Source organism: Geodermatophilus dictyosporus (assembly GCF_900115505.1).
Lineage (GTDB): Bacteria > Actinomycetota > Actinomycetes > Mycobacteriales > Geodermatophilaceae > Geodermatophilus > Geodermatophilus dictyosporus.
The window spans coordinates 314,067-337,860 of sequence record NZ_FOWQ01000004.1 but is presented as its reverse complement, the minus strand read 5'-3'; the positions used below and the strand labels follow the sequence as shown (position 1 = coordinate 337,860).

General features: G+C 75.4%; 24 protein-coding genes, 4 tRNA genes and 1 pseudogene. 10 read left to right on the top strand and 19 right to left on the bottom strand.

All coding sequences use genetic code 11. The annotated features are described in order from the left end of the window. Positions 1 to 45: 45 nt before the first annotated feature. From BMZ33_RS12290 to BMZ33_RS24575, 9 genes and pseudogenes are all read right to left on the bottom strand, one after another. Positions 46 to 585, bottom strand: a complete 540-nt coding sequence (locus BMZ33_RS12290) for a LemA family protein (RefSeq protein WP_091110578.1) — start codon at positions 583 to 585, stop codon at positions 46 to 48. Positions 586 to 596: 11 nt separating this feature from the next. Next, on the bottom strand, positions 597 to 1,805 hold the full coding sequence (locus BMZ33_RS12285; RefSeq protein ID WP_091110575.1) for a glycosyltransferase family 4 protein: 1,209 nt from the start codon (positions 1,803 to 1,805) through the stop codon (positions 597 to 599). After that, positions 1,805 to 2,731, bottom strand: coding sequence for a phosphatidylinositol mannoside acyltransferase (locus BMZ33_RS12280; RefSeq protein WP_169064231.1), 927 nt, complete (start codon positions 2,729 to 2,731; stop codon positions 1,805 to 1,807). Before BMZ33_RS12280 ends, BMZ33_RS12285 begins: the two co-directional genes overlap by 1 nt. 5 nt (positions 2,732 to 2,736) lie before the next feature. Next, positions 2,737 to 3,372, bottom strand: a complete 636-nt coding sequence (gene pgsA / locus BMZ33_RS12275; protein ID WP_091110570.1) for a phosphatidylinositol phosphate synthase — start codon at positions 3,370 to 3,372, stop codon at positions 2,737 to 2,739. 1 nt (position 3,373) lies between these two features. After that, entirely contained in the window at positions 3,374 to 3,949 is a 576-nt protein-coding gene (locus BMZ33_RS12270) for an HIT family protein (protein ID WP_169064230.1), read from the bottom strand. Continuing rightward, positions 3,946 to 6,018, bottom strand: coding sequence for a threonine--tRNA ligase (gene thrS / locus BMZ33_RS12265; RefSeq protein WP_091110566.1), 2,073 nt, complete (start codon positions 6,016 to 6,018; stop codon positions 3,946 to 3,948). Before thrS ends, BMZ33_RS12270 begins: the two co-directional genes overlap by 4 nt. Before the next feature lie 101 nt (positions 6,019 to 6,119). Further along, a complete protein-coding gene (locus tag BMZ33_RS12260; protein WP_091110563.1) occupies positions 6,120 to 6,707 on the bottom strand; it encodes an MOSC N-terminal beta barrel domain-containing protein in 588 nt (195 codons plus the stop codon). Positions 6,708 to 6,783: 76 nt separating this feature from the next. Next, positions 6,784 to 7,164 (bottom strand): HNH endonuclease, encoded by a 381-nt coding sequence (locus tag BMZ33_RS12255; protein WP_169064229.1) that lies wholly within the window; start codon positions 7,162 to 7,164, stop codon positions 6,784 to 6,786. A gap of 118 nt (positions 7,165 to 7,282) precedes the next feature. Beyond that, positions 7,283 to 7,405 (bottom strand): annotated as a pseudogene (locus tag BMZ33_RS24575) (DUF1905 domain-containing protein); the annotation flags it as partial. A gap of 388 nt (positions 7,406 to 7,793) precedes the next feature. Here BMZ33_RS24575 and BMZ33_RS12245 point away from each other — a divergent pair. Then, positions 7,794 to 8,336: a dihydrofolate reductase family protein gene (locus tag BMZ33_RS12245; protein WP_091110561.1), complete on the top strand. Its 543-nt coding sequence runs from the start codon at positions 7,794 to 7,796 to the stop codon at positions 8,334 to 8,336. 66 nt (positions 8,337 to 8,402) lie between these two features. Here the strand turns inward: BMZ33_RS12245 and BMZ33_RS23280 are convergent, their stop codons facing one another. Together BMZ33_RS23280 and BMZ33_RS12235 are read right to left on the bottom strand one after the other, a co-directional pair. Then, positions 8,403 to 9,287, bottom strand: a complete 885-nt coding sequence (locus tag BMZ33_RS23280) for an MOSC domain-containing protein (RefSeq protein ID WP_169064228.1) — start codon at positions 9,285 to 9,287, stop codon at positions 8,403 to 8,405. Between the two features lie 42 nt (positions 9,288 to 9,329). Beyond that, positions 9,330 to 9,962, bottom strand: coding sequence for a LysE/ArgO family amino acid transporter (locus BMZ33_RS12235; protein ID WP_091110558.1), 633 nt, complete (start codon positions 9,960 to 9,962; stop codon positions 9,330 to 9,332). A gap of 72 nt (positions 9,963 to 10,034) precedes the next feature. Between BMZ33_RS12235 and BMZ33_RS12230 the strand changes: the two genes are divergently transcribed. Beyond that, a complete protein-coding gene (locus BMZ33_RS12230; RefSeq protein ID WP_091110555.1) occupies positions 10,035 to 10,916 on the top strand; it encodes a LysR family transcriptional regulator ArgP in 882 nt (293 codons plus the stop codon). Positions 10,917 to 10,979: 63 nt separating this feature from the next. On the opposite strand, the gene BMZ33_RS12225 is transcribed toward BMZ33_RS12230, so the two are convergent. The 4 genes from BMZ33_RS12225 to BMZ33_RS12210 all read right to left on the bottom strand — a co-directional run bounded on the left by BMZ33_RS12225 (position 10,980) and on the right by BMZ33_RS12210 (position 13,061). Then, positions 10,980 to 11,051 (bottom strand) — tRNA-Val (locus BMZ33_RS12225). A gap of 26 nt (positions 11,052 to 11,077) precedes the next feature. After that, complete coding sequence (locus BMZ33_RS22705; RefSeq protein WP_169064227.1) at positions 11,078 to 11,428, bottom strand: TIGR02611 family protein; 351 nt, start codon at positions 11,426 to 11,428, stop codon at positions 11,078 to 11,080. Between the two features lie 131 nt (positions 11,429 to 11,559). After that, complete coding sequence (locus BMZ33_RS12215) at positions 11,560 to 12,471, bottom strand: anti-sigma factor domain-containing protein (RefSeq protein ID WP_091110552.1); 912 nt, start codon at positions 12,469 to 12,471, stop codon at positions 11,560 to 11,562. Further along, entirely contained in the window at positions 12,468 to 13,061 is a 594-nt protein-coding gene (locus BMZ33_RS12210; RefSeq protein ID WP_244524275.1) for a sigma-70 family RNA polymerase sigma factor, read from the bottom strand. The genes BMZ33_RS12215 and BMZ33_RS12210 overlap by 4 nt, the downstream gene beginning before the upstream one ends. Positions 13,062 to 13,261: 200 nt before the next feature. On the opposite strand from BMZ33_RS12210, the gene BMZ33_RS12205 reads away from it, so the two are divergent. The 4 genes from BMZ33_RS12205 to BMZ33_RS12190 all read left to right on the top strand — a co-directional run bounded on the left by BMZ33_RS12205 (position 13,262) and on the right by BMZ33_RS12190 (position 14,077). Then, the gene (locus BMZ33_RS12205; protein ID WP_091110548.1) at positions 13,262 to 13,705 is read left to right on the top strand and encodes an SsgA family sporulation/cell division regulator; all 444 of its coding nucleotides are present in this window, start codon (positions 13,262 to 13,264) and stop codon (positions 13,703 to 13,705) included. Positions 13,706 to 13,772: 67 nt separating this feature from the next. Further along, a tRNA-Gly gene (locus BMZ33_RS12200) sits at positions 13,773 to 13,845 on the top strand. Between the two features lie 43 nt (positions 13,846 to 13,888). Next, positions 13,889 to 13,959 (top strand) — tRNA-Cys (locus tag BMZ33_RS12195). A 46-nt stretch (positions 13,960 to 14,005) separates the two neighbouring features. Next, a tRNA-Val gene (locus BMZ33_RS12190) sits at positions 14,006 to 14,077 on the top strand. Between the two features lie 64 nt (positions 14,078 to 14,141). Here BMZ33_RS12190 and coaE read toward each other — a convergent pair. Then, the gene (gene coaE / locus BMZ33_RS12185) at positions 14,142 to 14,738 is read right to left on the bottom strand and encodes a dephospho-CoA kinase (protein ID WP_091110546.1); all 597 of its coding nucleotides are present in this window, start codon (positions 14,736 to 14,738) and stop codon (positions 14,142 to 14,144) included. A 159-nt stretch (positions 14,739 to 14,897) separates the two neighbouring features. Here coaE and BMZ33_RS12180 point away from each other — a divergent pair, with 159 nt between their 5' ends. Beyond that, on the top strand, positions 14,898 to 15,167 hold the full coding sequence (locus BMZ33_RS12180; protein WP_091110543.1) for a hypothetical protein: 270 nt from the start codon (positions 14,898 to 14,900) through the stop codon (positions 15,165 to 15,167). Positions 15,168 to 15,320: 153 nt separating this feature from the next. Here the strand turns inward: BMZ33_RS12180 and rpsA are convergent, their stop codons facing one another. Beyond that, positions 15,321 to 16,796: a 30S ribosomal protein S1 gene (gene rpsA / locus BMZ33_RS12175; protein ID WP_091110540.1), complete on the bottom strand. Its 1,476-nt coding sequence runs from the start codon at positions 16,794 to 16,796 to the stop codon at positions 15,321 to 15,323. Positions 16,797 to 17,008: 212 nt separating this feature from the next. Here rpsA and BMZ33_RS12170 point away from each other — a divergent pair, with 212 nt between their 5' ends. Beyond that, the gene (locus BMZ33_RS12170; protein ID WP_091110537.1) at positions 17,009 to 17,848 is read left to right on the top strand and encodes a class I SAM-dependent methyltransferase; all 840 of its coding nucleotides are present in this window, start codon (positions 17,009 to 17,011) and stop codon (positions 17,846 to 17,848) included. A 497-nt stretch (positions 17,849 to 18,345) separates the two neighbouring features. Here BMZ33_RS12170 and polA read toward each other — a convergent pair whose 3' ends face one another. Then, positions 18,346 to 21,084, bottom strand: coding sequence for a DNA polymerase I (gene polA / locus BMZ33_RS12165; protein ID WP_091110534.1), 2,739 nt, complete (start codon positions 21,082 to 21,084; stop codon positions 18,346 to 18,348). Between the two features lie 80 nt (positions 21,085 to 21,164). Between polA and BMZ33_RS12160 the strand changes: the two genes are divergently transcribed. Continuing rightward, positions 21,165 to 21,569 carry a PaaI family thioesterase gene (locus BMZ33_RS12160; protein WP_091110983.1) on the top strand — a complete coding sequence of 135 codons (405 nt, stop codon included), beginning with the start codon at positions 21,165 to 21,167 and terminating at the stop codon, positions 21,567 to 21,569. A gap of 52 nt (positions 21,570 to 21,621) precedes the next feature. Here BMZ33_RS12160 and BMZ33_RS12155 read toward each other — a convergent pair whose 3' ends face one another. Further along, positions 21,622 to 22,263 (bottom strand): GNAT family N-acetyltransferase, encoded by a 642-nt coding sequence (locus BMZ33_RS12155; RefSeq protein WP_169064225.1) that lies wholly within the window; start codon positions 22,261 to 22,263, stop codon positions 21,622 to 21,624. Between the two features lie 276 nt (positions 22,264 to 22,539). Between BMZ33_RS12155 and BMZ33_RS12150 the strand changes: the two genes are divergently transcribed. Next, on the top strand, positions 22,540 to 23,793 hold the full coding sequence (locus tag BMZ33_RS12150; RefSeq protein WP_091110530.1) for a branched-chain amino acid ABC transporter permease: 1,254 nt from the start codon (positions 22,540 to 22,542) through the stop codon (positions 23,791 to 23,793). Position 23,794: the final 1 nt, after the last annotated feature.

Here is a 23,794-nt window from a genome sequence, read left to right as displayed (position 1 = left end):
GTGGCCGGCCGGGGAGGCGCTCGGCCGCAGCCATCGTAGGTCGCGTCAGCGGGCGGCCGGTCCGGCGCCGGTGGTCACCGCGTCCAGCCCGTCCTCGACGTCGAAGAAGCGCGGCAGCGGGCGGTCGGCGTGCAGCCGCAGCAGCCGCGGGAACCGGTGCAGCCGCAGCAGGTGGGTGTCGCGGACGGCGTCGTTGTAGAAGCGGCGGGCCAGGCCCATGCGCGCGTCGGCCTCGGCCAGCTCGGTGAGCAGCCGCGCGGGCACCCCGGGCAGCTCGGCGGGCAGCGCCCGCAGCTCCCGGCCGAGGGCGTTCTCGGCCAGCTCGCGGTCGCCGGTGCGCGGCCGGCCGGCCTCGTGCGCAACGGCCTTGAGCCGGGTGGCGCGGTCCTCCCCGAGCACGGCGGCGTGCTCCGAGGCCAGGTCGGCGGCCAGCGCCGCGCGCTGCTGCAGCCGGGTGTCGAGCACCGACCAGGCGCGCGCGACCCGGCCCTCGAGACGGCGCAGCCGGGTGAGCGTCCACGCCGTCCAGGCGAGGAGGAGGACGGCGACGCCCGCGGCGAGCAGCAACCAGGCGTCGGGCGTCACGACCGCCCACGCTAGCGGCGCGGCCTCCGGAAGAGGGACGGCCACACCCCGTCGGGGGCACCGGCGGCGGCGAGGTCCTCGTCGTCGGCGGCAGTGACCCCGCCGGTCCCGGCGAGGACGACGGTCTCGTAGACGTCGAGCACCCGGCGGGCCACGACCTGCCAGTCGTAGCCGGCGGCCGCCGCCTGCCCGGCCGCCGACAGCCGCGCCCGGCGGCCGGGGTCGGCGAGCAGGTCCGACAGCGCCCGGGCGAGCGCCGCGCTGTCCCCGCGGCGCACCAGCACGCCGGCCGCGCCGTCCTCCAGCACCCGCGCGAACGCGTCGAGGTCGCTGGCCACGATGGGCGCGCCGGCGGCCATGGCCTCGATGAGCACCACGCCGAAGGACTCGCCGAGCAGGTTGGGCGCGCAGTACACGTCGACCGAGCGGAGGAAGGCGGCCTTGTCGGCCTCGGAGATCTCGCCGAGCACCGCCACCGAGGGCGCGAGGTCGTCGCCCAGCGCGTCGCGCAGGGCCCCGGGGTCGCCCCGGCCGGCGACCAGCAGCCGCGCGCCGGGGTGCTCACGGACGACGGTGCGCATGGCCTCCAGCAGCACCGGCAGGCCCTTGCGCGGCTCGTCGTACCGGCCGAGGAAGCCGATGGTCGGCCCGTCCACGCCGCGGGTGTGACCGGGCAGCGAGGGGCCCTGCGCGAAGGGCGCGACGTGCACGCCGTTGGGGATGACCACCGCGTCGTTGCCCAGGTGCTCCACCTGCACCCGGCGGGCGAAGTCCGACACCGCGATGCGCCCGGAGATCCTCTCCAGCCACGGGCGGATGAGGGGGCCGACGGCAGCCAGCCACCTGGAGCGGGTCGTGGCGGCGTGGTAGGTCGCCACGAGCGGGCCGGTGGCGGTCATGCAGACGACCAGGGAGACCGAGGGGGTCGCCGGCTCGTGCACGTGGACGACGTCGAAGTGGCCCTCGCGCAGCCAGCGGCGCACGCGGGCGGCGCTGACCGGTCCGAGCTGCATGCTGGCCATCGAGCCGTTGTAGGGCACCGGCACGGTGCGCCCGGCCCAGGTCGCGTGCTCGGCCGGCAGCGACTCCTCGTGCCCGGCAGGGGTGAGCACCTCGACGTGGTGGCCCAGGCCGCGCAGCGTCTCGGCGAGGTCGCGCACGTGGTACTGGACCCCGCCGGGGACGTCCCACCGGTAGGGGCAGACCAGGCCGATCCGCATCAGCCGCGCCCTCCCGCGGGCGGGTCCGGCGGCACGTCGGCCCAGATCCGCCCCAGCACGTGCCAGTCCTCGGGCGCCCGGGTGATGCCGTCGGTGAAGGCGTCGGCCACGGCCTGCATCGCGGTGGTCACCCGGTCCCGCAGCCGTGGCCCGCCGTCGAGGGGGACCTCGGGGAAGACCTCGTGCACCCAGCCCCGCTCGCTGAACCGCGAGACGGCCGGGTGCAGCGCCGCGCCCGTCTGCGCGGCCAGCAGCGCCGGCCCGCCGGGCATGGTGGCCGGCCGGCCGAAGAACTCCACGCCGACGCCGCCGGAGCCCAGGTCGCGGTCGACGAGCAGGCAGACCGACGAGCCGCCGGCCAGCCACTCGCGCAGCACCTCCGAGCTCGGCCGCGGGCCGCCGGTCAGCGGTACCACCCGCATGCCGAGGGTCTCCCGGAAGGCGAGGAAGCGCTCGTACAGCGACTCCGGGCGCAGCCGCTCGGCAACGGTCAGGAACGGCCCGCCCAGCCAGTCGACCAGCCACACGCCGGCGGCGTCCCAGTTGCCGCTGTGCGGCAGCGCCAGGACCACCGGCCGGCCCTGGACGCGGGCCCGCTCGAGGTGCTCCTGCCCGAGCAGGACGGTGTCGCGCAGGATCCGCTCGGTGCCCAGGCGGGGCAGGCGGAAGGCCTCCTGCCAGTAGCGCGCGTAGGAGCGCAGCGCACGGACGGTCAGCGCGTCGAGCTCCTCGGTGTCCAGCTTGCCGCCGGTGGCCACCCGCAGGTTCGCCCGCAGCTGGCGCACCCCGCGGCCACCGCGCCCGGCCACCCACCGCCCCGCCGCGTCGGCGGCACCGCGGGCCACCGGCTCGGGCAGCCGCTGGACGGCCTGCCAGCCGGCGGCGTAGCCCAGGTCGGTGAGGCGAGCGGCCGCGCGGGCGCGCACGCCGCTCACCGCGCCGGCGCCGACGCCGCCGGGGCTGCCTTCCCCCGGGACCCGCGGTGGACGGCGGCGATGCGCTGCGCGACGGTCACCGCGCCGCCGGCGACCGACAGCCACAGGCCCACGTCGACGAGGTACGGCAGGCCCAGGCCGGTCAGGCCGGTGCCGGTGAGCACCAGGATCAGCCGCTCGGTGCGCTCCACCAGCCCGACGTCGCACGGGATGCCCACCCCCTCGGCGCGGGCCTTGGTGTAGCTGGTGAGCACGCCCAGGACCAGGGCGACCAGCGCCAGCAGGGCGAGCAGCCGGTTCGCGCCCGCGCCGGTGAACCACCAGACCAGGGCGCCGAAGACGGCGGCGTCCACGGCCCGGTCGCAGGTGGAGTCGAGCACCGCGCCGAACGCCGAGCCGCCGCCGCGGGCGCGGGCCAGCGCGCCGTCGAGCATGTCGAGCAGCACGAACACCGTGACGGTGAACGCGCCCCAGAAGAGCTGCCCGTGCGCGATCAGCAGCACCGCCCCCGCGATGGCGCCGAGCGTCCCGGTGACGGTGACCATGTCGGGGGTGACCCCGGCCCGCGCCAGCCGGGTGACCACCGGCGCCCAGAACCGGCCGACGGCGGCGCGGGCGCCCTGACCCAGCACGTCAGTCTCCCTGCACCGGGGCCGGTGTCGGCCAGGACCGCGCGAGCAGGGCCCGCGTCTCGGCGAGCACCTGGGGCAGCACCCGGGTGAGCCCGATGACGGGCATGAAGTTGGTGTCCCCGCCCCAGCGCGGGACCGCGTGCTGGTGGAGGTGGTCGGCGATGCCGGCGCCGGCCACCGCGCCCTGGTTCATCCCGATGTTGAAGCCGTGCGCGCCGGTCACCTCTCGCACCACCCGCATCGCCGTCTGCGTGAACGCGCCCAGCTCGGCGACCTCGGCGGCGGTGAGGTCGGTGTAGTCGGGCACGTGCCGGTACGGGACCACCATGAGGTGCCCGGCGTTGTAGGGGTAGAGGTTGAGCACCGCGAACACCGTCCCGCCGCGGGCGACGACCAGCCCCTCCTCGTCCGGCATGGCCGGGATCAGGCAGAACGGGCAGTCGTGCTCACCGGTCGGCTTGCCCTCGCCGCGGAGGTAGGCCATGCGGTACGGCGTCCACAGGTGCTCGAAGACGGTGGCCGGGCCGCCGTCGTCGCTGGAGACCGGGACGTTGAAGCCGTCCGGGCCGATGGTCACGACCGCCCCAGCGGCGTCTCGGCGGTCGGGTCGGCGTTGTGCCGGGCGGCCACCCACGCGGCGACGGCGTCGACGGCGTCGTCCACCGGGACACCGTTGCGCTGGCTGCCGTCGCGGAAGCGGAAGGAGACCGCACCGGCCTCGGCGTCGGTGGCCCCGGCGATGAGCACGAAGGGCACCTTCTGCTTGCTGGCGTTGCGGATCTTCTTCTGCATGCGGTCGTCGGAGTCGTCGACCTCGACCCGGATGCCCCGCTCCCGCAGCCGCAGGGCGACGTCGCCGAGGTACGGGACCTGGTCGTCGGTGACCGGGACCGCCGTGACCTGCACCGGCGCGAGCCACGCGGGGAACGCGCCGGCGTAGTGCTCGGTGAGGACGGCGAAGAACCGCTCGATCGAGCCGAACAGCGCCCGGTGCAGCATGACCGGCCGCTGCCGCGAGCCGTCGGCGGCGGTGTACTCCAGGCCGAAGCGCTCCGGCAGGTTGAAGTCGACCTGGATGGTCGACATCTGCCAGCTGCGGCCGATCGCGTCGCGCGCCTGCACGGAGATCTTGGGGCCGTAGAACGCCGCGCCGCCCGGGTCGGGCACCAGCTCCAGGCCGGAGTCCACCGCCGCCTGCCGCAGCGCCTCGGTGGCGACCTCCCAGCTCTCGTCCGAGCCGACCGACTTCTCCGGGTCGCGGGTGGACAGCTCCAGGTGGAAGTCCGCCAGGCCGTAGTCGGCGAGCAGCCCGAGCACGAAGTCGAGCAGGCTGCGCAGCTCCCCGCCCATCTGCTCGGGGGTGCAGTAGATGTGCGCGTCGTCCTGGGTGAAGCCGCGGGCCCGGGTCAGCCCGTGGACGACGCCGGACTTCTCGTAGCGGTACACGGTGCCGAACTCGAACAGCCGCAGCGGCAGCTCCCGGTAGGACCGGCCGCGGGAGCCGAACACCAGGTTGTGCATCGGGCAGTTCATCGGCTTGAGGTAGTAGTCCTGCCCCTGCCGGCGGACGGCGCCCCCGGCGTCGCGCTCCTCGTCGAGCTGCATGGGCGGGTACATGCCCTCGGCGTACCAGTCGAGGTGACCGGAGACCTGGAACAGCCGCGCCTTGCTGATGTGCGGGGTGTTGACGAAGGAGTAGCCGGCCTCCTCGTGCCGCCGGCGGCTGTAGGCCTCCAGCTCGCGCCGGACGACGCCGCCCTTCGGGTGGAACACCGCCAGGCCCGACCCGATCTCGTCGGGGAAGCTGAAGAGGTCCAGCTCCGCGCCCAGTCGCCGGTGGTCGCGGCGCTCGGCCTCGGCCAGCTGCTCCAGGTACGCCTTGTGCGCCTCGCGGCTCTCCCAGGCCGTGCCGTACACGCGCTGCAGCTGCGGGTTCTTCTCGCTGCCGCGCCAGTAGGCGGCGGCCGACCGCGTGAGGCTGAACGCCGGGATGCCCGAGGTGCGCGGCAGGTGCGGGCCACGGCACAGGTCGGTCCACACCCGGTCGCCGGTGCGGGCGTCGAGGTTGTCGTACATGGTCAGCTGCGCGCCGCCGACCTCGACGTCGGCACCCTCGGCCGCCGGGTGGGCCGGGTCGGGAGCGGAGCCCTTGAGCCCGATCAGCTCCAGCTTGTACGGCTCGTGCGCGAGCTCGGCGCGGGCGTCGTCGTCGGCGATGTCGCGGCGGGCGAACCGCTGGCCGGCCCTGACGATCTGCTGCATGCGCTTCTCCAGCGCCTGCAGGTCCTCGGGCGTGAACGGCTTCTCGGGGTCGAAGTCGTAGTAGAAGCCGTTCTCGACCGGCGGGCCGATGCCCAGGCGGGTGCCCGGGAAGAGGTCCTGCACCGCCTGGGCGAGGACGTGGGCGGTGGAGTGGCGGATGACGGCGCGGCCCTCGGGGCTGGCGGCCGGCACCGGGTCGACGTCGGCGTCGGCCTCGGGGGACCAGGCGAGGTCGCGCAGGTCGCCGGTGGCCAGGTCGCGGACGACGACGGCGCCGTCGGGACCCTTGAGCGCGACCCCGGCGTCCTTGAGCGCCTGCTCGGCCGTGGTCCCGGCCGGCACCCGGATCGGGGCGGCGGCGGCGGGGGTGGGCGCGGCGGACACGGGGTCTCCTGGGGGTCGCTCGGGGTGCCGGTCGGCGTCCGTCCGGGACGGGCGGGCACCGGCCAGCGTATCGACCGCCCGCCCCCGGTCCAGCGACCCGACTACGCTGGGACGACGTCGTCGCCGACGGCCACCGTGCCCGGCTCGACCACCTCGGCGTAGACGCCCAGGCAGTGCTTCGGCAGGCGGGTGACCTCGAGCACCGCCGAGCCGAGCCGCAGCCGGCGGCCCACCCAGGCGCGCTCCAGGTCACCGGAGAGGTCACCGGAGGAGTCGCCGGAGGAGTCGCCGGATGAGCCGCCGGGCAGGTCGAGCAGCAGGTTGGCGCGCGGGTCCTCGGCGCCGCAGCCGGCCGGCACGACGCCGGCGGCCGCGAGGTCGAGGGCCTGCCGGGAGACCAGGTGCACCGCGGCGGAGCCGTCGGGCCGGGCGGTCAGCGGCTCGAGCCGCACCGGGCGGCCGAGTGCGCCGGTGACGGCGGCGGCGTCGGCGGCCGGGTCCCCGGTGGCGGCCACGCCGGCCAGGGCGGGGGCGTCCCTACCGCGCAGCACCCGGCCGTCGGCGTCGACGACGGCCCAGGCCCGGTCACCGGCCAGCCCGGCGGGGCGGACGTCGGCGCGCTGCAGCGCCGTCCCGGCGCACCCGCGCACCGGGTAGACCGAGATGCCGACGACGGTGCCCGCGCTCACGCCCGCCACGCTACGGCCGGGGCCAGGCGGCGGGGGCCAGGCGGCGGGGGTCAGGCGGCGGGGTCAGGCGGCGGGCTCAGGCGGCGACGCCACCCCGTCGGCGCAGCCGGCGCAGCTGGGACTCCAGGTAGGGCCGGGCCCTGCGCTGCCCGCCGCGGACGGCGATCGCCTCGGCGAGCTGGGTGAGGATCCGCCCGAGCCGCACCTCGTCGGCCGGCCACCCGCGGCGCAGGCACTCCTCCAGCCACTCGACGGGCGCGGTGTGCCCGCGCTCGGCGTTGCAGCGGCGGCACGCGGCGACCTCGTTCTCCAGCCACGACGGCCCGCCCTTGACCCGCGGCACGACGTGCTCGGTCGTGGGGGTCACCTGCCCGGAGAGCGCGCGGCCGCACCAGATGCAGGTGGGGCCGTCCCGTTCCACGGCCGCCTCCAGGCGTGCGGCCCTGTCCAGTGCCATCTCCCCCATGGTGCGCCCGATCGCGCGGGAGGCGGCGGGCTCGGGCGAGCCGCCCCTCCAGCCGGACGGTGACCTCGTCGCCGGCGGCCTCGCCGAGGGCCCGGCGCAGGTCGGCCGTCACCGGCAGCTCGTGCGTCCCGTCGCCGAGGGCCATGAAGGAACTGCGGAAGGGCACGCCGTCGACGGTGCCGCGCACCTCCACCAGGCCGCGGGCGCCGAAGTACTCGGCCGACCCCGGCATCCGCACGTACGTCCGGCCGCCCCCGGCCGGGCTCTGCCACGGGGGCGGTGAACTGGGCGTCGAGCGCGCCGGGGCCTGCGGGACCGCTCACGGTGTCCTCCTCGCGACGGGTTCGGCGCCGGGCAGACCGCCGCCGCTCCCCGGACTCATCGGTCCCGGCGGTGTACCCCGCGTCGATCCGCACGCCGCCCGCGACGGCCCGGTCGACGACCGCCCGGCGGCCGGCACCCGAGGGCGCCGGGCAGGTCGTCGGCCGGGTCCCCATCGGTCACCGGGGCATCGCAGGACGGCGGGTCCCCCACCGATGAGAAACGGGATCGGCCAGTGTCTGACCCCACGAGACCGACCGAGCGGCCGCCGTGGCCGACCGACACGCGAGGAGCACGACATGGGCGCCATCCGGGTGCACGAGTTCACCACCGTCGACGGGGTGGTCGACGTCCCGATGTGGACGGTCGACTACGGCTTCCCCGACGACCTGTCCGAGTCGATCGGGGCGCTGACCGCGTCCTCGTCGGGCATCCTCCTCGGCCGCACGACCTTCGAGATGTTCGCGCCGGCCTGGTCGACGCGGACCGTCGAGGAGGACCCGGGCGCGCCGTTCTTCAACGACACCACCAAGTACGTCGTGTCCTCGACGCTCACCGACGCCGCCTCCGTGTGGCGCAACTCCGAGGCGCTCGGCGGTTACGACCCCGACCGGATCCGCGAGCTGAAGGCCGACCGCGACCTCTACGTCAGCGGCAGCGCCACCCTGGTGCGCGCGCTGGTCGCCGACGGCCTGGCCGACGAGCTGCACCTCTACGTCTACCCGGTCGCCCTCGGCGAGGGCATCCGGCTGTTCCCCGAGGGGACGTCGCAGAAGCTGTCGCTGCTCGACGTCGAGCGGCTGAGCAACGGCGTGGCGCACCTGACCTACGGCCCGGCCTGACCCCGGCCGCACGACGAGGGGCCGGGTCCCGGCGGGACCCGGCCCCCGGTGCGTCCCCGGCGGCGCTCACTCCGTGACGACCGCCGCCCCCACCCGGATCTCGCCGTCGGTGAGGACGTCGGCGCGCAGCCCCCCGCGGTGGATGAGCGGCCGCAGCGTGCCCGGCCCGCTGAGCCGGTCGAGGTGGACGCACGGCTCGCACAGCCGGCGCCCCTCGCACAGCACGTTCCCGACGCGGAAGCGCCGCCCGACGAGCGCGTTGACGTCGACGCCCCGGGTGAGGACGTTGCGCCGGGTGCCGGCGAGGTCCAGGGGCACCCCCGCCGCGGCCAGCTCGTCGAGGACCTCGGCGGCCACGAGGGTCAGGTCGTAGCCGGGACGCCGCCCGCCGCGCGGGCTGAAGGTGCCGGCTCCCGCGGCGTAGCGGTCGCCGTCGAGCCCGCGGCCGGCGCGGGCGTGCGCGACGTCGAGCAGCCGCATCGGCGCCTCCGCGGCCGGCGCCACGGCGAGGCCCTCGACGGTGCCGCGCAGCACCTCCGCGGCCGGGCGGCGGCGCAGCACCGGGTCGAGGGGGGCGACGGCGTGGGCCTCGCGGATGGGCAGGTCGGCGGTGGCCCGGCCGAGCAGCGCGGGCGTCTGCGGGCTGAGCACGACGCCCGGCGGCGTGCCGAAGGCCACCACGGCCGCCGCGCCGTCCGGGTCGCCGTCCGCCTGCTCGACGACGGCGATCCACCACCCGGGCCACTGGAAGCGCACCGGGTCGGCGACGGGCACCAGCCCCGAGCCGTGCCCGGCCAGCCAGCCGCGCCAGGCGCCCAGGGCGTGCGCCAGGTCCTCGCCGGTCCGTGGCAGGTCGGTCACCGGCACCTCGGCGAGCGAGGCCAGGCACGCGGCGAACCCCCGGGTGAGGGCGGTCGCAGGGGGTCCGGGCGGGAGCTCGACGTCGATCACGGGTCCTCCGGGGGATCGGCCGGGCGGGGTGGACGGCGCCGCTCAGGCGCCGCTCACCCCGCGGACGGCGAGGGACACGGCGAGGAGGGTCATGACGGCGGCGATGACGCCGTCGAGGACCCGCCAGGCGGCCGGGCGGGCGAACACCGGCCGCAGCAGGCGCGCGCCGAAGCCGAGACCGGCGAACCACAGCACGCTGCCCAGGCCGGCACCGGCGGCGAACTGCCACCGGTGCTCGCCGTAGGTCGAGGCCGTCGAGCCCAGCAGCACCACGGTGTCGAGGTAGACGTGCGGGTTGAGCCAGGTCAGGGCCAGGCAGGTGCCCACGGTGACCGCGAGGCCGGTGCGGGCGCCGGCGGCGTCGGGCAGCAGGGCGCCGGGACGCAGCGCCCGCCGGGCGGCGAGCAGGGCGTAGCCGAGCAGGAACGCCGCCCCGGCGAAGCAGACCACCGGGACCAGCCACGGCAGCCGCTCGAGCGCCGCCCCGGCGCCCAGCACGCCGGCGAGGATGAGCACCACGTCGGAGAGCGCGCACACCGCCACCACCGCGGCCACGTGCTCCAGGCGCAGGCCCTGCCGCAGGACGAAGGCGTTCTGGGCACCGATGGCGATGATCAGCCCCAGGCCCAGGGCGAAGCCGGACGCGGCGGCGAACAGGGCCGGGGTGGTGAGCACGCCGTCGACGCTACGAACCCGCGCGAGTGCAGTCCAGCTACAGATCCTGATGCGTCGTTAGCATCGCTGTCCGTGGATCTCGACCTGGCGCACCTGCGGGCCCTGGACGCCGCCGTCCGCGGCGGCACGCTGGAGGCCGCCGCCCGCGCGCTGCACGTGACCCCGTCGGCGGTCAGCCAGCGGCTGCGCGCGCTGGAGGTGGCGACCGGCCGGATCCTGCTGGTGCGGACCAAGCCGGTGCAGGTGACCGAGTCCGGACAGGCGGTGCTGCGCCTCGCCCGGCAGGTGGACCTGCTCGCCGCCGACGTCGTCCGCGAGCTCGGCGGCGACGAGGCCTCCGCGGTGCCGACACTGCCGATCGCGGTCAACGCCGACTCGATGGCCACCTGGGTGCTGCCCGCCCTCGCGCCGCTGGCCGGCGCGGTCTGCTTGGACCTGCACCGCGAGGACCAGGAGCACACCAGCGCCCTGCTGCGCGCCGGCACGGTCATGGCCGCGGTGACCGCGGAGGCCGAGCCGGTGCCCGGCTGCACCGCCACCCGCCTCGGCGGCATGCGCTACCGGCCGATGGCCACGCCCGCGTTCGCGCGGCGCTGGTTCCCCGCCGGCCCCACCGCCGAGGCGCTCGCGCGCGCCCCGGTCGTCGTCTTCGACCGCAACGACGACCTGCAGAACCGCTACCTGCACGCGCGCGCCGGTGCCGGCGTCGCCCCGCCGGTGCACTACGTCCCCGCCGCCGCCGACTTCGTGGCCGCCGTCGCCCTGGGCCTGGGCTGGGGCATGGTGCCCGACCTCCAGGCGCGCGGGACCGCCGCGGAGCTGGTCGCGCTCGACGGCCCGGTGGACGTCGAGTTGCACTGGCAGCAGTGGCGGTTGCGGTCGGCCACCCTCGACCGGGTCCGCGACGCCGTGCTGGCGGCCGCCGCCCGCGAGCTGGACCGGCCCGGCCGCTGACGGGCCCGGCAACGCCGAGGGGCCGGGCACCCCGTCGCGGGTGTGCCCGGCCCCTGGTGCCGGTGGGCGATACTGGGTTCGAACCAGTGACCTCTTCGGTGTGAACGAAGCGCTCTACCACTGAGCCAATCGCCCGGTGCGCCTCTCATGATGCCAGACGCTCACCGCCAGAGCGGCACCCACCCCGGCACCCAGTCGGGCACGCCCATGAGGTGCAGCACGACGACGAGCACGCCGTAGACGAAGACCGCCGTCAGCAGCCCGACCGCCAGGCGCACCCACACCGGCTGCCGCCCCAGCCAGTCGGTCCAGGCCGAGACGCGGCGCTTGGTGAACTCCAGCAGCCGCTCGGCCCACATGAACTCGGTGGCGAGCACGAACAGGCCGGCGATGACGGTGAGCCAGCCCGGCCCGGGCAGCGGGATGGTGACCAGGCCGACGGCGACCACGAGACCACCGACGACGCCGACGCCCATGCGGTAGGCGGAGTCCAGCGAGCGGCGGGCGGCCACCCGCCGGCGCCAGCGCGTCTCGGCGACCCGCTCGCGCAGGCTGTGGTGCCCGTCCTGGTCGAAGTGCGCCCGCCGCTGCTCGGCGGTGGGGCGGGCCCGCCGCTCCTGCGGGGGCGCCGTGTCCTGTCCGCTCAGCTGGTCACCTGCCCGCTCGCCACCACGTCCGACGGTTCCGCCGGCATCTGCCGACCGGGCTCGATGCTGATGGCGTAGCCCTCGAAGTCGTCGAGCCCGGTCGAGGCGGAGCCTACGGTCCGCAGGTCGGTCTGTGGGGTGACCACGTCGAAGGTGCCCAGCGGCACAGGCGTCTGCCCCTGCACCCCCCACACCACGTACGTGCTGTCGCTGCGGTCGTTGACGGTCAGTCCGGTGCTGACCACCTGGAGCTGGCCGTCGCGGGCCACCACGGTGGCCACGGCCCGCCCGTCGTCGTCGACGACCGGCGCGATGGCCGCGCGCCCGGGCTGCAGCACCGACTCGAGGACCTCGGCCCGCTCGGCGGCCAGCGTCTGCGCGTCGTCCCGCGCCGCGCCGAGGACGACCACCCAGGTGCCCAGCGCCAGGACCGCGGCGACCGCGGCGGCCACCAGCGCGTTGGGCAGCACCCGCCGCCACGCCGTCCGCTCGGCGTCCGCGGCGGTCGGGACGTGGCCGGGGAAGCCGGTGGCCACCGGTGGCGGGTCGGTGCGGCGTCGCCCACCGGGCCGGCCCGGTGCGGCCGCGGCGGGCGCCGGCCCCACGTCCCCGGCGACGGTGTTGCCGGCGACGGCGTCCCCGACGGCGCCGGGCGGGGGCGCCACCTGCTCGGTGCGCTCCACCGCGGCGCGCAGCCGGTCGCGGAGGTCGTCCGAGGGCTCGGCCGGAGGCAGGTCGCCGGCCATGGCCGACATCACCTCGGAGGTCTCGGCGACGGTGCGGGCGCAGCGCGGGCAGGTGGGCAGGTGCGTGCCGAAGACGGCCTCGTCCTCGGGCTCGAGGGCGTGCAGCGCCCAGCCGACGGCGAGCTCGTCGAAGGTCTCGTGCGGGTCGGGACGCGCGCTCACCGGGCAGCACCCCCGTCGACGGCCGCGGGACCACTCAGCGCCCCACCCGCGCTCGCACCGGCCACGGCGCCCAGCTCCTCCTTCAGCCGCCGCATGCCGGCGAGCATGCGGGTCTTCACCGTGCCCAGCGGGGCACGGGTGAGAGCGGCGACCTCGCGCTGCGTGTAGCCGCCGTAGTAGGCCAGGGTCAGCGCCTCCCGCTGGGCGTCGGGCAGCGTGCTCAGGGCCGTGCGCACCCGCTCGGAGACGACGCGCGTCCAGGCCTCGTCCTCGACGTCCTGCGCGCTGGTCGGCGCGGTCAGGGCCAGGTCGTCCTCGGCACGGGACTGCCGCCGCCGGTGGGACTCCTCGCGGCGCACGGCGTCGACCGCCTTGTGGTGGACCATCGCCATGAACCAGGAGGAGAAGCTGCCGCGCGCGCGGTCGTAGGCGTACGGGTCGCGCCAGACGGTGAGGAACACGTCCTGGACGACGTCCTCGGCCAGCGTGTCGTCGGCGAGGATCCGGCGGGCCAGCGCGAAGGCCGGACGACGGAACCGGTCGTACAGGTCGTCGACGGCACCCCGGTCGCCGGCGCGCACGCGCGACACGAGGTCCGCGTCCCCGGAGTCGCCCTCCGGACGTCGTGCCGGCCGCGTCACGGCTCCCATGGTCACACGTCACGTTCGACAGGCACACTGATCCCGGTTCACCACGCCGTAGTACGGGTACCGGACGAACACCCGGACGGATGACACGCCCGGGCCCCGGGGTGCGCACCCATCCCGGCGTGCCGGTCGTTGGAGAGGTCATGTCGCAGCACGCTTCCCCCGGGTACTCCGTCCCCACGACGCTGCACCTGGTCGGCCCGACGTCGTGGACGGAGGTCCCGGCAGTCCTCTCCTACGAGGTGCGCGACCCGTTCGCGGTCCGCATCGGTTTCGGGGAGGCCGGGGAACCCGACGACGGGATCACCTGGCTGCTCAGCCGCGAGCTGCTCGTGGCCGGGCTCGACCGCCCCGCCGGCGACGGCGACGTCCGGCTGTGGCCGGCCCGCACCAGCGGCGACGCGCTCTACCTGCACCTGCGCGCCCCCTCGGGCGAGGCGCTGTTCGAGCTGTCCCGGGCGACGGTCGCCGCCTTCCTGCTGCAGACCGAGGCGCTGGTACCCACCGGGCAGGAGACGGCGGCCCTGGACGTGGACCAGGAACTGGCCGTGCTGCTGTCCGGCGGCGCCGACCCGACGGCCGGCTGACCTCCGGGGGACCCCCCGTGGGACCCCCTCACCGGGTCGGGTATGGTTCTGCCCGTACGACAGCAACGCGGACGTGGCTCAGTTGGTAGAGCATCACCTTGCCAAGGTGAGGGTCGCGGGTTCGAATCCCGTCGTCCGCTCGGGACCTCGGGCGCTGGTCGCGAGACCGGCGCCCGTGTGTGCGGTGGAGTGGCCGAGAGGCGAGGCAACGGCCTGCAAAGCCGTCTACACGGGTTCAAATCCCGTCTCCACCTCGCCTCCGCGCCGAGGGTGGAGCGGGCCGGTCGGCAGACCGGACTCGGGCGATTGGCTCAGTGGTAGAGCGCTACCTTGACACGGTAGAGGTCACTGGTTCGAACCCAGTATCGCCCACCGCAGCAGGGCCCCAGGTCGACGACCTGGGGCCCTGCCCGTTCCCGGGGTCGACTCCTCCGGGTCAGGGCGCCCGCGGCACCACGTGCTCGGCCCAGAAGCGCTCCACCTGCCCGGCCAGCGCGTCGGGGTCGCCGCTGTTGTCCAGGACGACGTCGGCCACCGCCCGGCGCTGCTCGTCGGTGGCCTGGGTGGCGATCCGGGCGCGGGCGTCGTCCTCCCCCAGCCCGCGCTGCGCCAGGCGGGCCACCCGGGTCTCCAGGTCCGCCTCGACGACGAGCACCAGGTCGTACTGGCCGGCCTGGCCGGTCTCGACGAGCAGCGGCACGTCCTGGACGACGACGGCGTCCGGGGCGGCCTGCGCGACGACCTCCTGGGCCCGGGCCCGCACCAGCGGGTGCACGATGCCGTCCAGCCGCGCCCGGGCCGCGGGGTCGGCGAAGACGACCGACGCCAGCGCGGCCCGGTCCAGCGCGCCGTCCGCGGTCAGCACCCCCGGGCCGAAGGCCCCGACGACGGCGGCCAGGCCCGGCGTCCCGGGCTCGACGACCTCGCGGGCGATCCGGTCGGCGTCGACGACCACCGCCCCGCGGGCCGCCAGGAGCGCGGCGACCGTGCTCTTGCCCGAGCCGATCCCGCCGGTCAGTCCGATGCGCAGCACGCACAGACCGTAACCAGCGCACCGGACGCGGTCACGGACGGGTAACGCCCACCCGTCCCGCCCGGCGCGTCGCACCAGTCACACCCGTCACTCCTCATAACGTCCGCCCCGTCGGTTCCCCACGGAGGGGGACGCAGCCGAGAGAGGCAGGCACTGACGATGTCGCAGTCCCGCACCGCCGTCGCGACGGTCCCCGCCGCCCCCCGCACCCCGGGCCGGCACCGGGTCGAGCGCGCGGGCGGCGTCCGGGTGACCGACCTGCCCGCCGTCCGCGAGCGCCTGGCGGCGCGGGAGGTCACGACCTCCCGGCGCTCCGCCTTCCTGCGGTGGCTGTTCGACGCCGCCCCGGCCGGCCGGCACACCTGGCAGGCGCTGACCGCCGCCGGCGGCCGGCCGCGCACCGCCTTCGCCATCATCCTGAGCCTCTGATCTCCTGAGCCAGGGCCGGCCCGCCCGGCCGGGGAAGCCGGGCGGGCCGTCGCCCCGGGCCTCCGCGGCCGACCGCGGACACGACGGAGGCCCAGGACCTCGCGGGTCCTGGGCCTCCGTCGTCGATCAGACCGTCAGCGCACGGTCAACGGGTCACTCCCCGCCGGCGAGCTTGGCCCGCAGCGCGGCGAGCGCCTCGTCGCTGGCCAGCGTGCCGCCACCACCGGACGTGGTGTCACCGCTGGTCGGCGCGTCACCGCCGGAGGAGTAGTTGCCACCCGCAGCGGCCTCGGCGTCGGCCTCGCGGGCCGCGGCGATCTGCTTGCGGTGCGCCTCGAACCGGGCCTGGGCCTCGGCGTACTGCCGCTCCCAGGTCTCGCGGGCCTCGTCGTAGCCCTCGAGCCACTCGCCGGTCTCCGGGTCGAAGCCCTCCGGGTAGATGTAGTTGCCCTGCTCGTCGTACGAGGCGGCCATGCCGTAGGCGGCGGGGTCGAACTGCTCCTCGTCGCCGATGACGCCCTCGTTCGCCTGCTTGAGCGACAGCGAGATGCGGCGCCGGTCGAGGTCGATGTCGATGACCTTGACGAGGATCTCGTCGCCGACCTGCACGACCTGCTCGGGGATCTCCACGTGGCGCTCGGCGAGCTCGGAGATGTGGACCAGGCCCTCGATGCCCTCGTCGACCCGGACGAACGCACCGAAGGGCACCAGCTTGGTGACCTTGCCCGGCACGACCTGGCCGATCTGGTGGGTGCGGGCGAACTGACGCCACGGGTCCTCCTGCGTCGCCTTCAGCGACAGGGAGACCCGCTCGCGGTCGAGGTCGACGTCGAGGACCTCGACGGTGACCTCCTGGCCCACCTCGACGACCTCGGAGGGGTGGTCGATGTGCTTCCAGGACAGCTCGGAGACGTGCACGAGGCCGTCCACGCCGCCCAGGTCGACGAACGCGCCGAAGTTGACGATCGAGGAGACGACGCCGGTGCGCACCTGGCCGCGGGCGAGCTTGTTGAGGAACTCGCTGCGGACCTCGGACTGCGTCTGCTCCAGCCACTGCCGGCGGGACAGGACGACGTTGTTGCGGTTCTTGTCGAGCTCGATGATCTTGGCCTCGAGCTCGCGGCCCACGTAGGGCTGCAGGTCGCGGACGCGGCGCATCTCGACCAGCGAGGCGGGGAGGAACCCGCGCAGGCCGATGTCGAGGATGAGACCGCCCTTGACGACCTCGATGACGGTGCCGGTGACGACCTCGTCGGCTTCCTTCTTGGCCTCGATCGTGCCCCAGGCGCGCTCGTACTGGGCGCGCTTCTTGGACAGGATCAGGCGGCCTTCCTTGTCCTCCTTCTGGAGGACGAGGGCTTCCACCTCGTCGCCGACGGTGACGACCTCGTGCGGGTCGACGTCGTGCTTGATGGACAGCTCGCGCGAGGGGATGACGCCCTCGGTCTTGTAGCCGATGTCCAGCAGCACCTCGTCCCGGTCGACCTTGACGATCACGCCTTCGACGATGTCGCCGTCGTTGAAGTACTTGATGGTCTGGTCGATCGCGGCGAGGAAGTCCTCGGCGGTGCCGATGTCGTTCACCGCGATCTGGGGGGTGCTGTCAGGACGGACCTGGGTGGAGGTCATGTGGTCGAGTGCTCCGGACGGGGGGATGCGTAGGGACAGGACACCGCGGCCGGGTGACCGCGGGAGCGGTGAAGCCGGCGCGCGCCGACCCCTTGCGGAGAACAGCACTGACAGACCTCTGGCGCTCCTCCATGGTACGGACGCGGGCGCGCGCGGGTCCACCTGGGTCGACACCCGCCAGGACCGGCGCGGCGTGTCACCATCGGCGTGTCATGAGCCCGCCGACCGCCCTGCCGCTGGGCCCCGACGGCTACCCCGCCGCCGGTGGCGTCGAGCGGCGCCCCGCGGGCCCCGAGGAGTCGGCGCGGGCCAACCGCGGCTGGTGGGACGCCGCCGCACCGGCCTACCTCGCCGAGCACGGCGCGGACCTCGGCGACGTGGACTTCCTGTGGTGCCCCGAGGGACTGCGCGAGGCCGACGCGCACCTGCTCGGCGACGTCGCCGGGCGCCGGGTGCTGGAGGTCGGCTGCGGCTCGGCGCCCTGCGCCCGCTGGCTGCGCCGGGCGGGGGCCGACGTCGTCGCGCTCGACGTGTCCGCCGGCATGCTCGCCCGGGCCGCCGAGCTGGGCCGCGCCACCGGCCTGCCCGTCCCGCTGCTGCAGGCCGACACCGGCGCGCTGCCGCTGGCCGACGCGTCGGTCGACGTCGTCTGCTCGGCCTTCGGCGGGCTGCCGTTCGTCGCCGACGTCGAGGGGGCGCTGGCCGAGGTGGCGCGGGTGCTGCGCCCGGGCGGGCGGTTCGCGGCGTCGGTCAACCACCCCTTCCGCTGGCCGCTGCCCGACTCCCCCGACCCCGACGACCTGCACGTGGTGTCCTCCTACTTCGACCGGCGGCCCTACGTGGAGACCGACGGCGAGGGGCGGACGGTCTACGTCGAGCACCACCGCACGGTGGGCGACTGGGTGCGCGCGGTCGTCGGCGCCGGCCTGGTGCTCGACGACCTGGTCGAGCCCGAGTGGACGCCGGGCCGCACCGAGGTGTGGGGGCAGTGGTCCCCGGAGCGGGGGGCCCTCGTCCCGGGCACGCTGGTCCTGGTGGCGCACCGACCCTGACCATCGACCCGAGGTCGAGGCTCGGGGTCGGCCCTGGGCGGCGAGCCACCGGTCGGCGGCCCGCACGCCCTGCGGCCGCACGACGAGCCCGCGGGTGCGCGCCGCGGCGCCGAAGGTCGTGGCGTCGTCCCGCCGGATCGCGGCGGACCCCGGGCCGTTCAGCTGCGGCTGCACCGACGGGTACTGGGAGAGGACCCCGGTGCCCCCACGCCTCGCACGCTCGACACGGGTCCCTGCACCGGGGCCGCTCCAGGCCGGCAGGGCGTCGACGTCGGCCGCGGACGCCGGCCGCGGCACCCAGCCGGGACCGTGGCACGGCGCGTCCGTCTCGGTGTGGGGCAGGCCCAGCCGGCCGGCGAGCTCGCGGGCCGGCGTGGTCCTGCCGGCACCGGGACTGCCGGCGACCGGGACCCGCCGCACGCCGCGGGGCGGGGGCCCGGCCCCGGTGCAGGGGCCCACGCCGGGCGCGCGGGGCGTGGGGGCACCGGGGTCCTGCCTCAGTGGGCGGCGGCGTCCCAGCTGGCGCCGTAGCCGACCGAGACCTCCAGCGGCACCGACAGCTGCGCGGCGCCGGCCATCTCGCGGCGCACCAGCGCCTCGAGCTCCTCCCGCTCACCCGGCGCCACCTCGAGCACGAGCTCGTCGTGCACCTGCAGCAGCACCCGGGAGGACAGGCCCCCGGCGGTGATCGCCCGGTCGACGCCGAGCATCGCCACCTTGATGACGTCGGCGGCCGACCCCTGGATGGGAGCGTTGAGCGCCATCCGCTCGGCCATCTGCCGCCGCTGCCCGTTGTCGCTGGTCAGGTCGGGGAGGTAGCGGCGGCGACCCAGCGTCGTCTCGGTGTAGCCGGTCTGGCGGGCGTCGTCGACGACCCCGTCGAGGTACTCGCGGATCCCGCCGAAGCGCTCGAAGTAGGCGTGCATCTGCTCGCGCGCCTCCTCGGTGGAGATGCGCAGCTGCTGGGCAAGGCCGTAGGCGGAGAGCCCGTAGGCCAGGCCGTAGCTCATCGCCTTGATCCGGCGGCGCATCTCCGGGTCGACGTCCTCGATCGGGATGTCGTAGGCCCGGGAGGCGACGAAGGAGTGCAGGTCCTCCCCCGACGTGAAGGCCTCGATGAGGCCCTCGTCGCCGGAGAGGTGCGCCATGATCCGCATCTCGATCTGGCTGTAGTCGGCGGTCATCAGCGACTCGAAGCCCGGGCCGACGACGAACGCCTGGCGGATCCGCCGGCCCTCGGCGGTGCGGATCGGGATGTTCTGCAGGTTCGGGTCGATGGAGGACAGCCGGCCGGTGGCGGCGATCGTCTGCTGGTACGTGGTGTGGATGCGGCCGGCGTCGTCGACCATCGGGATCAGGCCGTCGATGACCGTGCGCAGCCGGGTGACGTCGCGGTGGCGCAGCAGGTGCTCGAGGAACGGGTGCCCGGTCTGGGCCAGCAGGTAGGTGAGCGCGTCGGCGTCGGTGGTGTAACCGCTCTTGATCTTCTTGGTCTTCGGCAGGCCCAGCTCGTCGAACAGCACCGCCTGCAGCTGCTTGGGCGAGCCCAGGTTGATCTCGTGCCCGATGACGGCGTAGGCCTCGGCGGCCGCGGCGGCCACGCCCTCGGCGAACTCGCGCTGCAGCTCGTGCAGCAGCTCGGTGTCCACGGCGATGCCGGTGCGCTCCAGGCCGGCGAGCACGCGGGTGAGCGGCAGCTCGATCTCGCCCAGCAGGTGGTCGCCGCCCCGCTGCCCGAGCACCTGCTCGAGGGCGTCGGAGAGGTCGTTGACCGCGACGGCCTTGAGGACGTCGGCGTGCGCGGCCTCGGCGGCGACGTCGGCCTCGCTGGGGCCCATCCCGTCGAGGGTGAGCTGGCTGTCGGGGGCGGCGGCGTCCTTGAGCTCGCGGCGCAGGTAGCGCACCGCCAGGTCGCCGAGGTCGAAGGACCGCTGACCGGGCAGCGCCAGGTAGGCGGCCAGCGCGGTGTCGCTCACCAGGCCCTGCAGGTCCCAGCCGCGCGCCCACACCGCCAGCAGCGGGCCCTTGACGTCGTGGGCGACCTTCTCCGTCGCCGGGTCGGCCAGCCAGTCGGCCAGGGCCCGCTCGTCGGCGGCGTCGAGCTCGGGACCGGTGCCGACGAACACGGCGTGGTCGTCACCGGCGGCCAGCGCCAGGCCGGTCAGCTCGCCGGTGCCCCGCCCCCAGGTCCCGCGGAAGACGACGCCGGTGCGCCCGGTGCGGGCGTGCGCGTCGAGCCAGGCGGCCACGCCCCCGGCGGGGACGACGTCGGCGGTGACGTCGAAGCCGCCCTCGACCTCGGGCTCGGCGCTGGACAGCGTGGCGAACAGCCGGTCGCGCAGCACCCGGAACTGCAGGTTGTCGAAGAGGGTGTGCACCTCGTTGCGGTCCCAGGCGCGCACGGCGAGGTCCTGCGGGCCCACCTCGAGGGGCACCTGCCGGTCGAGCTCGGTGAGCCGGCGGTTCTGCAGCACCGAGGACAGGTGCTCGCGCAGCTTCTCGCCGACCTTGCCCTTCACCGTGTCGACCCGGTCGACGAGCTCGTCGAGGGAGCCGTACTCGCGGACCCACTTGGCCGCGGTCTTCTCCCCCACGCTCGGGATGCTGGGCAGGTTGTCGCTCGGGTCGCCCCGCAGCGCGGCGAAGTCGGGGTACTGCCGCGGCGTCAGCCCGTACTTGGCCTCGACCTCCTCCGGCGTGAACCGGGTCAGGTCGGAGACGCCCTTGCGCGGGTAGAGCACGGTGACGTGCTCGTTCACCAGCTGCAGCGCGTCGCGGTCACCGGTGCAGATGAGCACGTCCATGCCCTGCTCGACGGCCTGCACGGTGAGCGTGGCGATGACGTCGTCGGCCTCGTAGCCCTCCGCGGTGATCACCGGGACGTGCAGCGCCCCCAGCACCTCCTGGATGAGGCTGACCTGGCCGCGGAAGTCCGTCGGGCTCTCGGTGCGGTTGGCCTTGTACTCCGCGTAGATCTCGCTGCGGAAGGTCTTGCGGCCGACGTCGAAGGCGACCGCCAGGTGCGTGGGCTGCTCGTCGCGCAGCACGTTGATCAGCATCGACGTGAAGCCGTACACGGCGTTGGTCGGCTGGCCCGTCGTCGTCGAGAAGTTCTCCACCGGCAGGGCGAAGAACGCGCGGTAGGCCAGCGAGTGCCCGTCGAGGAGCAGCAACCGCGGCCGCGTCCCCGTACTCGAGGGGGCGGTGGGCGCGGGGGTGGTCACCGGAGCGGACATCGCCGCCGATCCTAGGTCCGGGCGGGGACGGTCCGGGCCCGCACCGGAGGTCACTGCGGGCGCTGGCTACCGTGCCCGGCGTGACGACCTCTCCTCCGGACTGGCTGCCGGCGGTGGCCCGCAGCCCGCTCGACGACAAGCTGGGCATCGAGATCGTCGACTACTCCCCCGACCGGCTGGTGGCCACGATGCCGGTCGAGGGCAACGAGCAGCCCTACGGGCTGCTGCACGGGGGCGCCACCTGCGCGCTGGTGGAGTCCCTGGGGTCCTGGGCGGCCGTCATCGGCGCCGGCCCCGGCCGGCGGGTCGTGGGCGTGGAGCTCAACGCCAGCTACCTGCGGGCGGCCACGCAGGGCACGGTGACCGCGGTGTGCACGCCGGTGCGCCGCGGCCGGACGCTGTCGACCTTCCTCATCGAGGTCACCGACGACCGGGGGCGGACGACGGCCAGCGCCCGGCTGACCTGCGCGATCCTCGCCACGTAGGAGATCACCGCGCAGGAGATCGCCGCGCAGGAGATCGCCGCGCAGGAGCCGGTTAGCCCTCGGCCACCGCGCCGTAGGGGGCCAGGCCGCGCGGGACCGGACGGCGGCGCGGCACCGGCCGCCGGGGCACGGGCACCCCGCCCCGCTGCCAGGCGGCCAGCGACCGCAGCAGCGTCTCCCGCGGCACGATCCGCCGGGTGGTCAGCGGCGCGAAGCCCATCCGCGCGAAGAACCGCTGCCGCTCGGCCTCGTGCCCCCCGACCGCGACCACGACGTGCTCGGCACCGACGTCGCCGGCGTGCCCGGCGGCCGCGGCGAGCAGCGCCGCCCCGACGCCGCGCCGCCGGTGGTCGCGGTGGACGACGAGGTTGTCGACGGTCACCTGGGGGACGCCGAGCAGCGCCGAGAGCGGGTCGAGCCCGAGCACGGCCAGGCCGACGGCGACCTCTCCGGCCGACCCGCTGCCGTCCCGCGCGTTCGCCCCGGGCAGCACCGCGAGGACGACGCGGTGCGCGGGGTCGGCCAGCAGCCGCCGGAAGCCGGCAGCCGCCGCGGCGCCGGGCGTCTGCCCGGTGAGGACGCCCTCGGCGTGCGCCTCGACGCGGTGCTGGCGCACCAGCGCCAGGACGGCGGGCAGGTCGCCCGGACGTGCCGTGCGCGTGACCACGCGGGACCGCTGACCGGTACCTGACACGGTGTCCTCCCCTGGACGGTGCCGCGAGCCTGCACCCCCGGCGACCGCGCGCCGCTGCGACGCGCCGGTCGGGCGGACACGGGCGGTCACCCGCGCGTGTCGCGCTTCGGTCACAGGTGGGCGACGAGGGAACGGCGAAGCGACGCCGCTGGGTTACCGTCCGGGCTCCACTGCCACGACCAGGGAGGTTGTGTGAGGCACCCGTCAGCCCGTGCCGGGCGGACCAGGGACGCCCGGGGCGCGATCCGCTCCGGCCCCGGGACGGCCGCCAGCAGGGTGCTGCTCCGGCTCCTGCTGGTCCTCGTCGCCGCGTGCGGCCTGGCCGTCCTCGTCCCCGGCACCGCCGGCGCCGAGGGCGAGCAGGTCATCGGCACCCTGCAGACCAGCCGCAGCGGCCCCATCGAGGGCATCGAGGTCACCGTCACCACCGCCGACGGCGACGACGTCGACACCGCCGAGACCGACGACGAGGGCCGCTTCGCCGTCGACCTCCCCGGTCCCGGCCAGTACACCGTCACCATCGACGCCGACTCGCTGCCCGAGGGCGTCGTGCTCAGCGGCGAGGACAGCCGCACGGTCACCGTCGACGCCGGACGGCGCCAGCCGGTGCAGTTCGGCCTCAACGACGGCAGCACCGGGTCCGGCGGCGGCAACGTCCGCGCCATCCAGCTGTTCGTCGACGGCCTGCGCTTCGGCCTGCTCATCGCGATCTCCGCGGTCGGCCTGTCGCTGATCTTCGGCACCACCGGCCTGACCAACTTCGCGCACGGCGAGCTGGTGACCATCGGTGCGCTGTTCGCCTGGTGGGTCAACGTCGGCCTCGGCGTGCCGATCATCCCGGCCGCGATCATCGCCATGATCGGCGGCGCTGCCTTCGGCGCCCTCAACGAACTCGGCCTGTGGCGGCCGCTGCGCCGCCGCGGCACCGGCCTGGTCGCCGCGCTGGTCGTCTCGATCGGCCTGTCGCTGCTGCTGCGCTACCTCGTCCAGATCCTCTACGGCGGCGACTCCAACCCCTACACGGGCCTGGGCGCCTCGCGGGCGGTCGACTACGGCCTGTTCCGGCTGACCAACCAGTCGCTGGTCTCGATCATCATCTCGGTGGTCGTCCTGGTCCTGGTCGCCGTCATGCTGCAGCGCACCAAGATCGGCAAGGCGATGCGTGCGGTCGCCGACAACCGCGACCTGGCCGCCTCCTCCGGCATCAACGTCAACCGGGTGATCCTGGTCGTGTGGATGATGGGCGGCTCGCTCGCGGCCCTGGGCGGCGTCCTGCTCGGCCTGTCCGACCAGGTCCGCTGGGACATGGGCTTCCAGCTGCTGCTGCTGATGTTCGCCGGCGTCACCCTCGGTGGCCTGGGCACGGCCTACGGCGCCCTCGTGGGCAGCGTCATCGTCGGCGTCTTCGTGCAGATGTCGACGCTGGTCATCCCCAACGACGTCAAGTACGTCGGCGGGCTGCTGCTCCTCATCGTCATCCTCGTCATCCGGCCCCAGGGGATCCTGGGCAGCCGCGCACGGATCGGCTGAG

Excerpts from the sequence above, each read along its gene's own strand:
- rpsA (WP_091110540.1), bottom strand. The coding sequence starts at position 16,796 with ATGACCTCCACCCAGGTCCGTCCTGACAGCACCCCCCAGATCGCGGTG.
- polA (WP_091110534.1), bottom strand. The coding sequence starts at position 21,084 with ATGTCCGCTCCGGTGACCACCCCCGCGCCCACCGCCCCCTCGAGTACG.
- BMZ33_RS12170 (WP_091110537.1), top strand. The coding sequence starts at position 17,009 with ATGAGCCCGCCGACCGCCCTGCCGCTGGGCCCCGACGGCTACCCCGCC.
- BMZ33_RS12180 (WP_091110543.1), top strand. The coding sequence starts at position 14,898 with ATGTCGCAGTCCCGCACCGCCGTCGCGACGGTCCCCGCCGCCCCCCGC.
- BMZ33_RS12245 (WP_091110561.1), top strand. The coding sequence starts at position 7,794 with ATGGGCGCCATCCGGGTGCACGAGTTCACCACCGTCGACGGGGTGGTC.
- BMZ33_RS12255 (WP_169064229.1), bottom strand. The coding sequence starts at position 7,164 with ATGGCACTGGACAGGGCCGCACGCCTGGAGGCGGCCGTGGAACGGGAC.
- BMZ33_RS12205 (WP_091110548.1), top strand. The coding sequence starts at position 13,262 with ATGTCGCAGCACGCTTCCCCCGGGTACTCCGTCCCCACGACGCTGCAC.
- BMZ33_RS12285 (WP_091110575.1), bottom strand. The coding sequence starts at position 1,805 with ATGCGGATCGGCCTGGTCTGCCCCTACCGGTGGGACGTCCCCGGCGGG.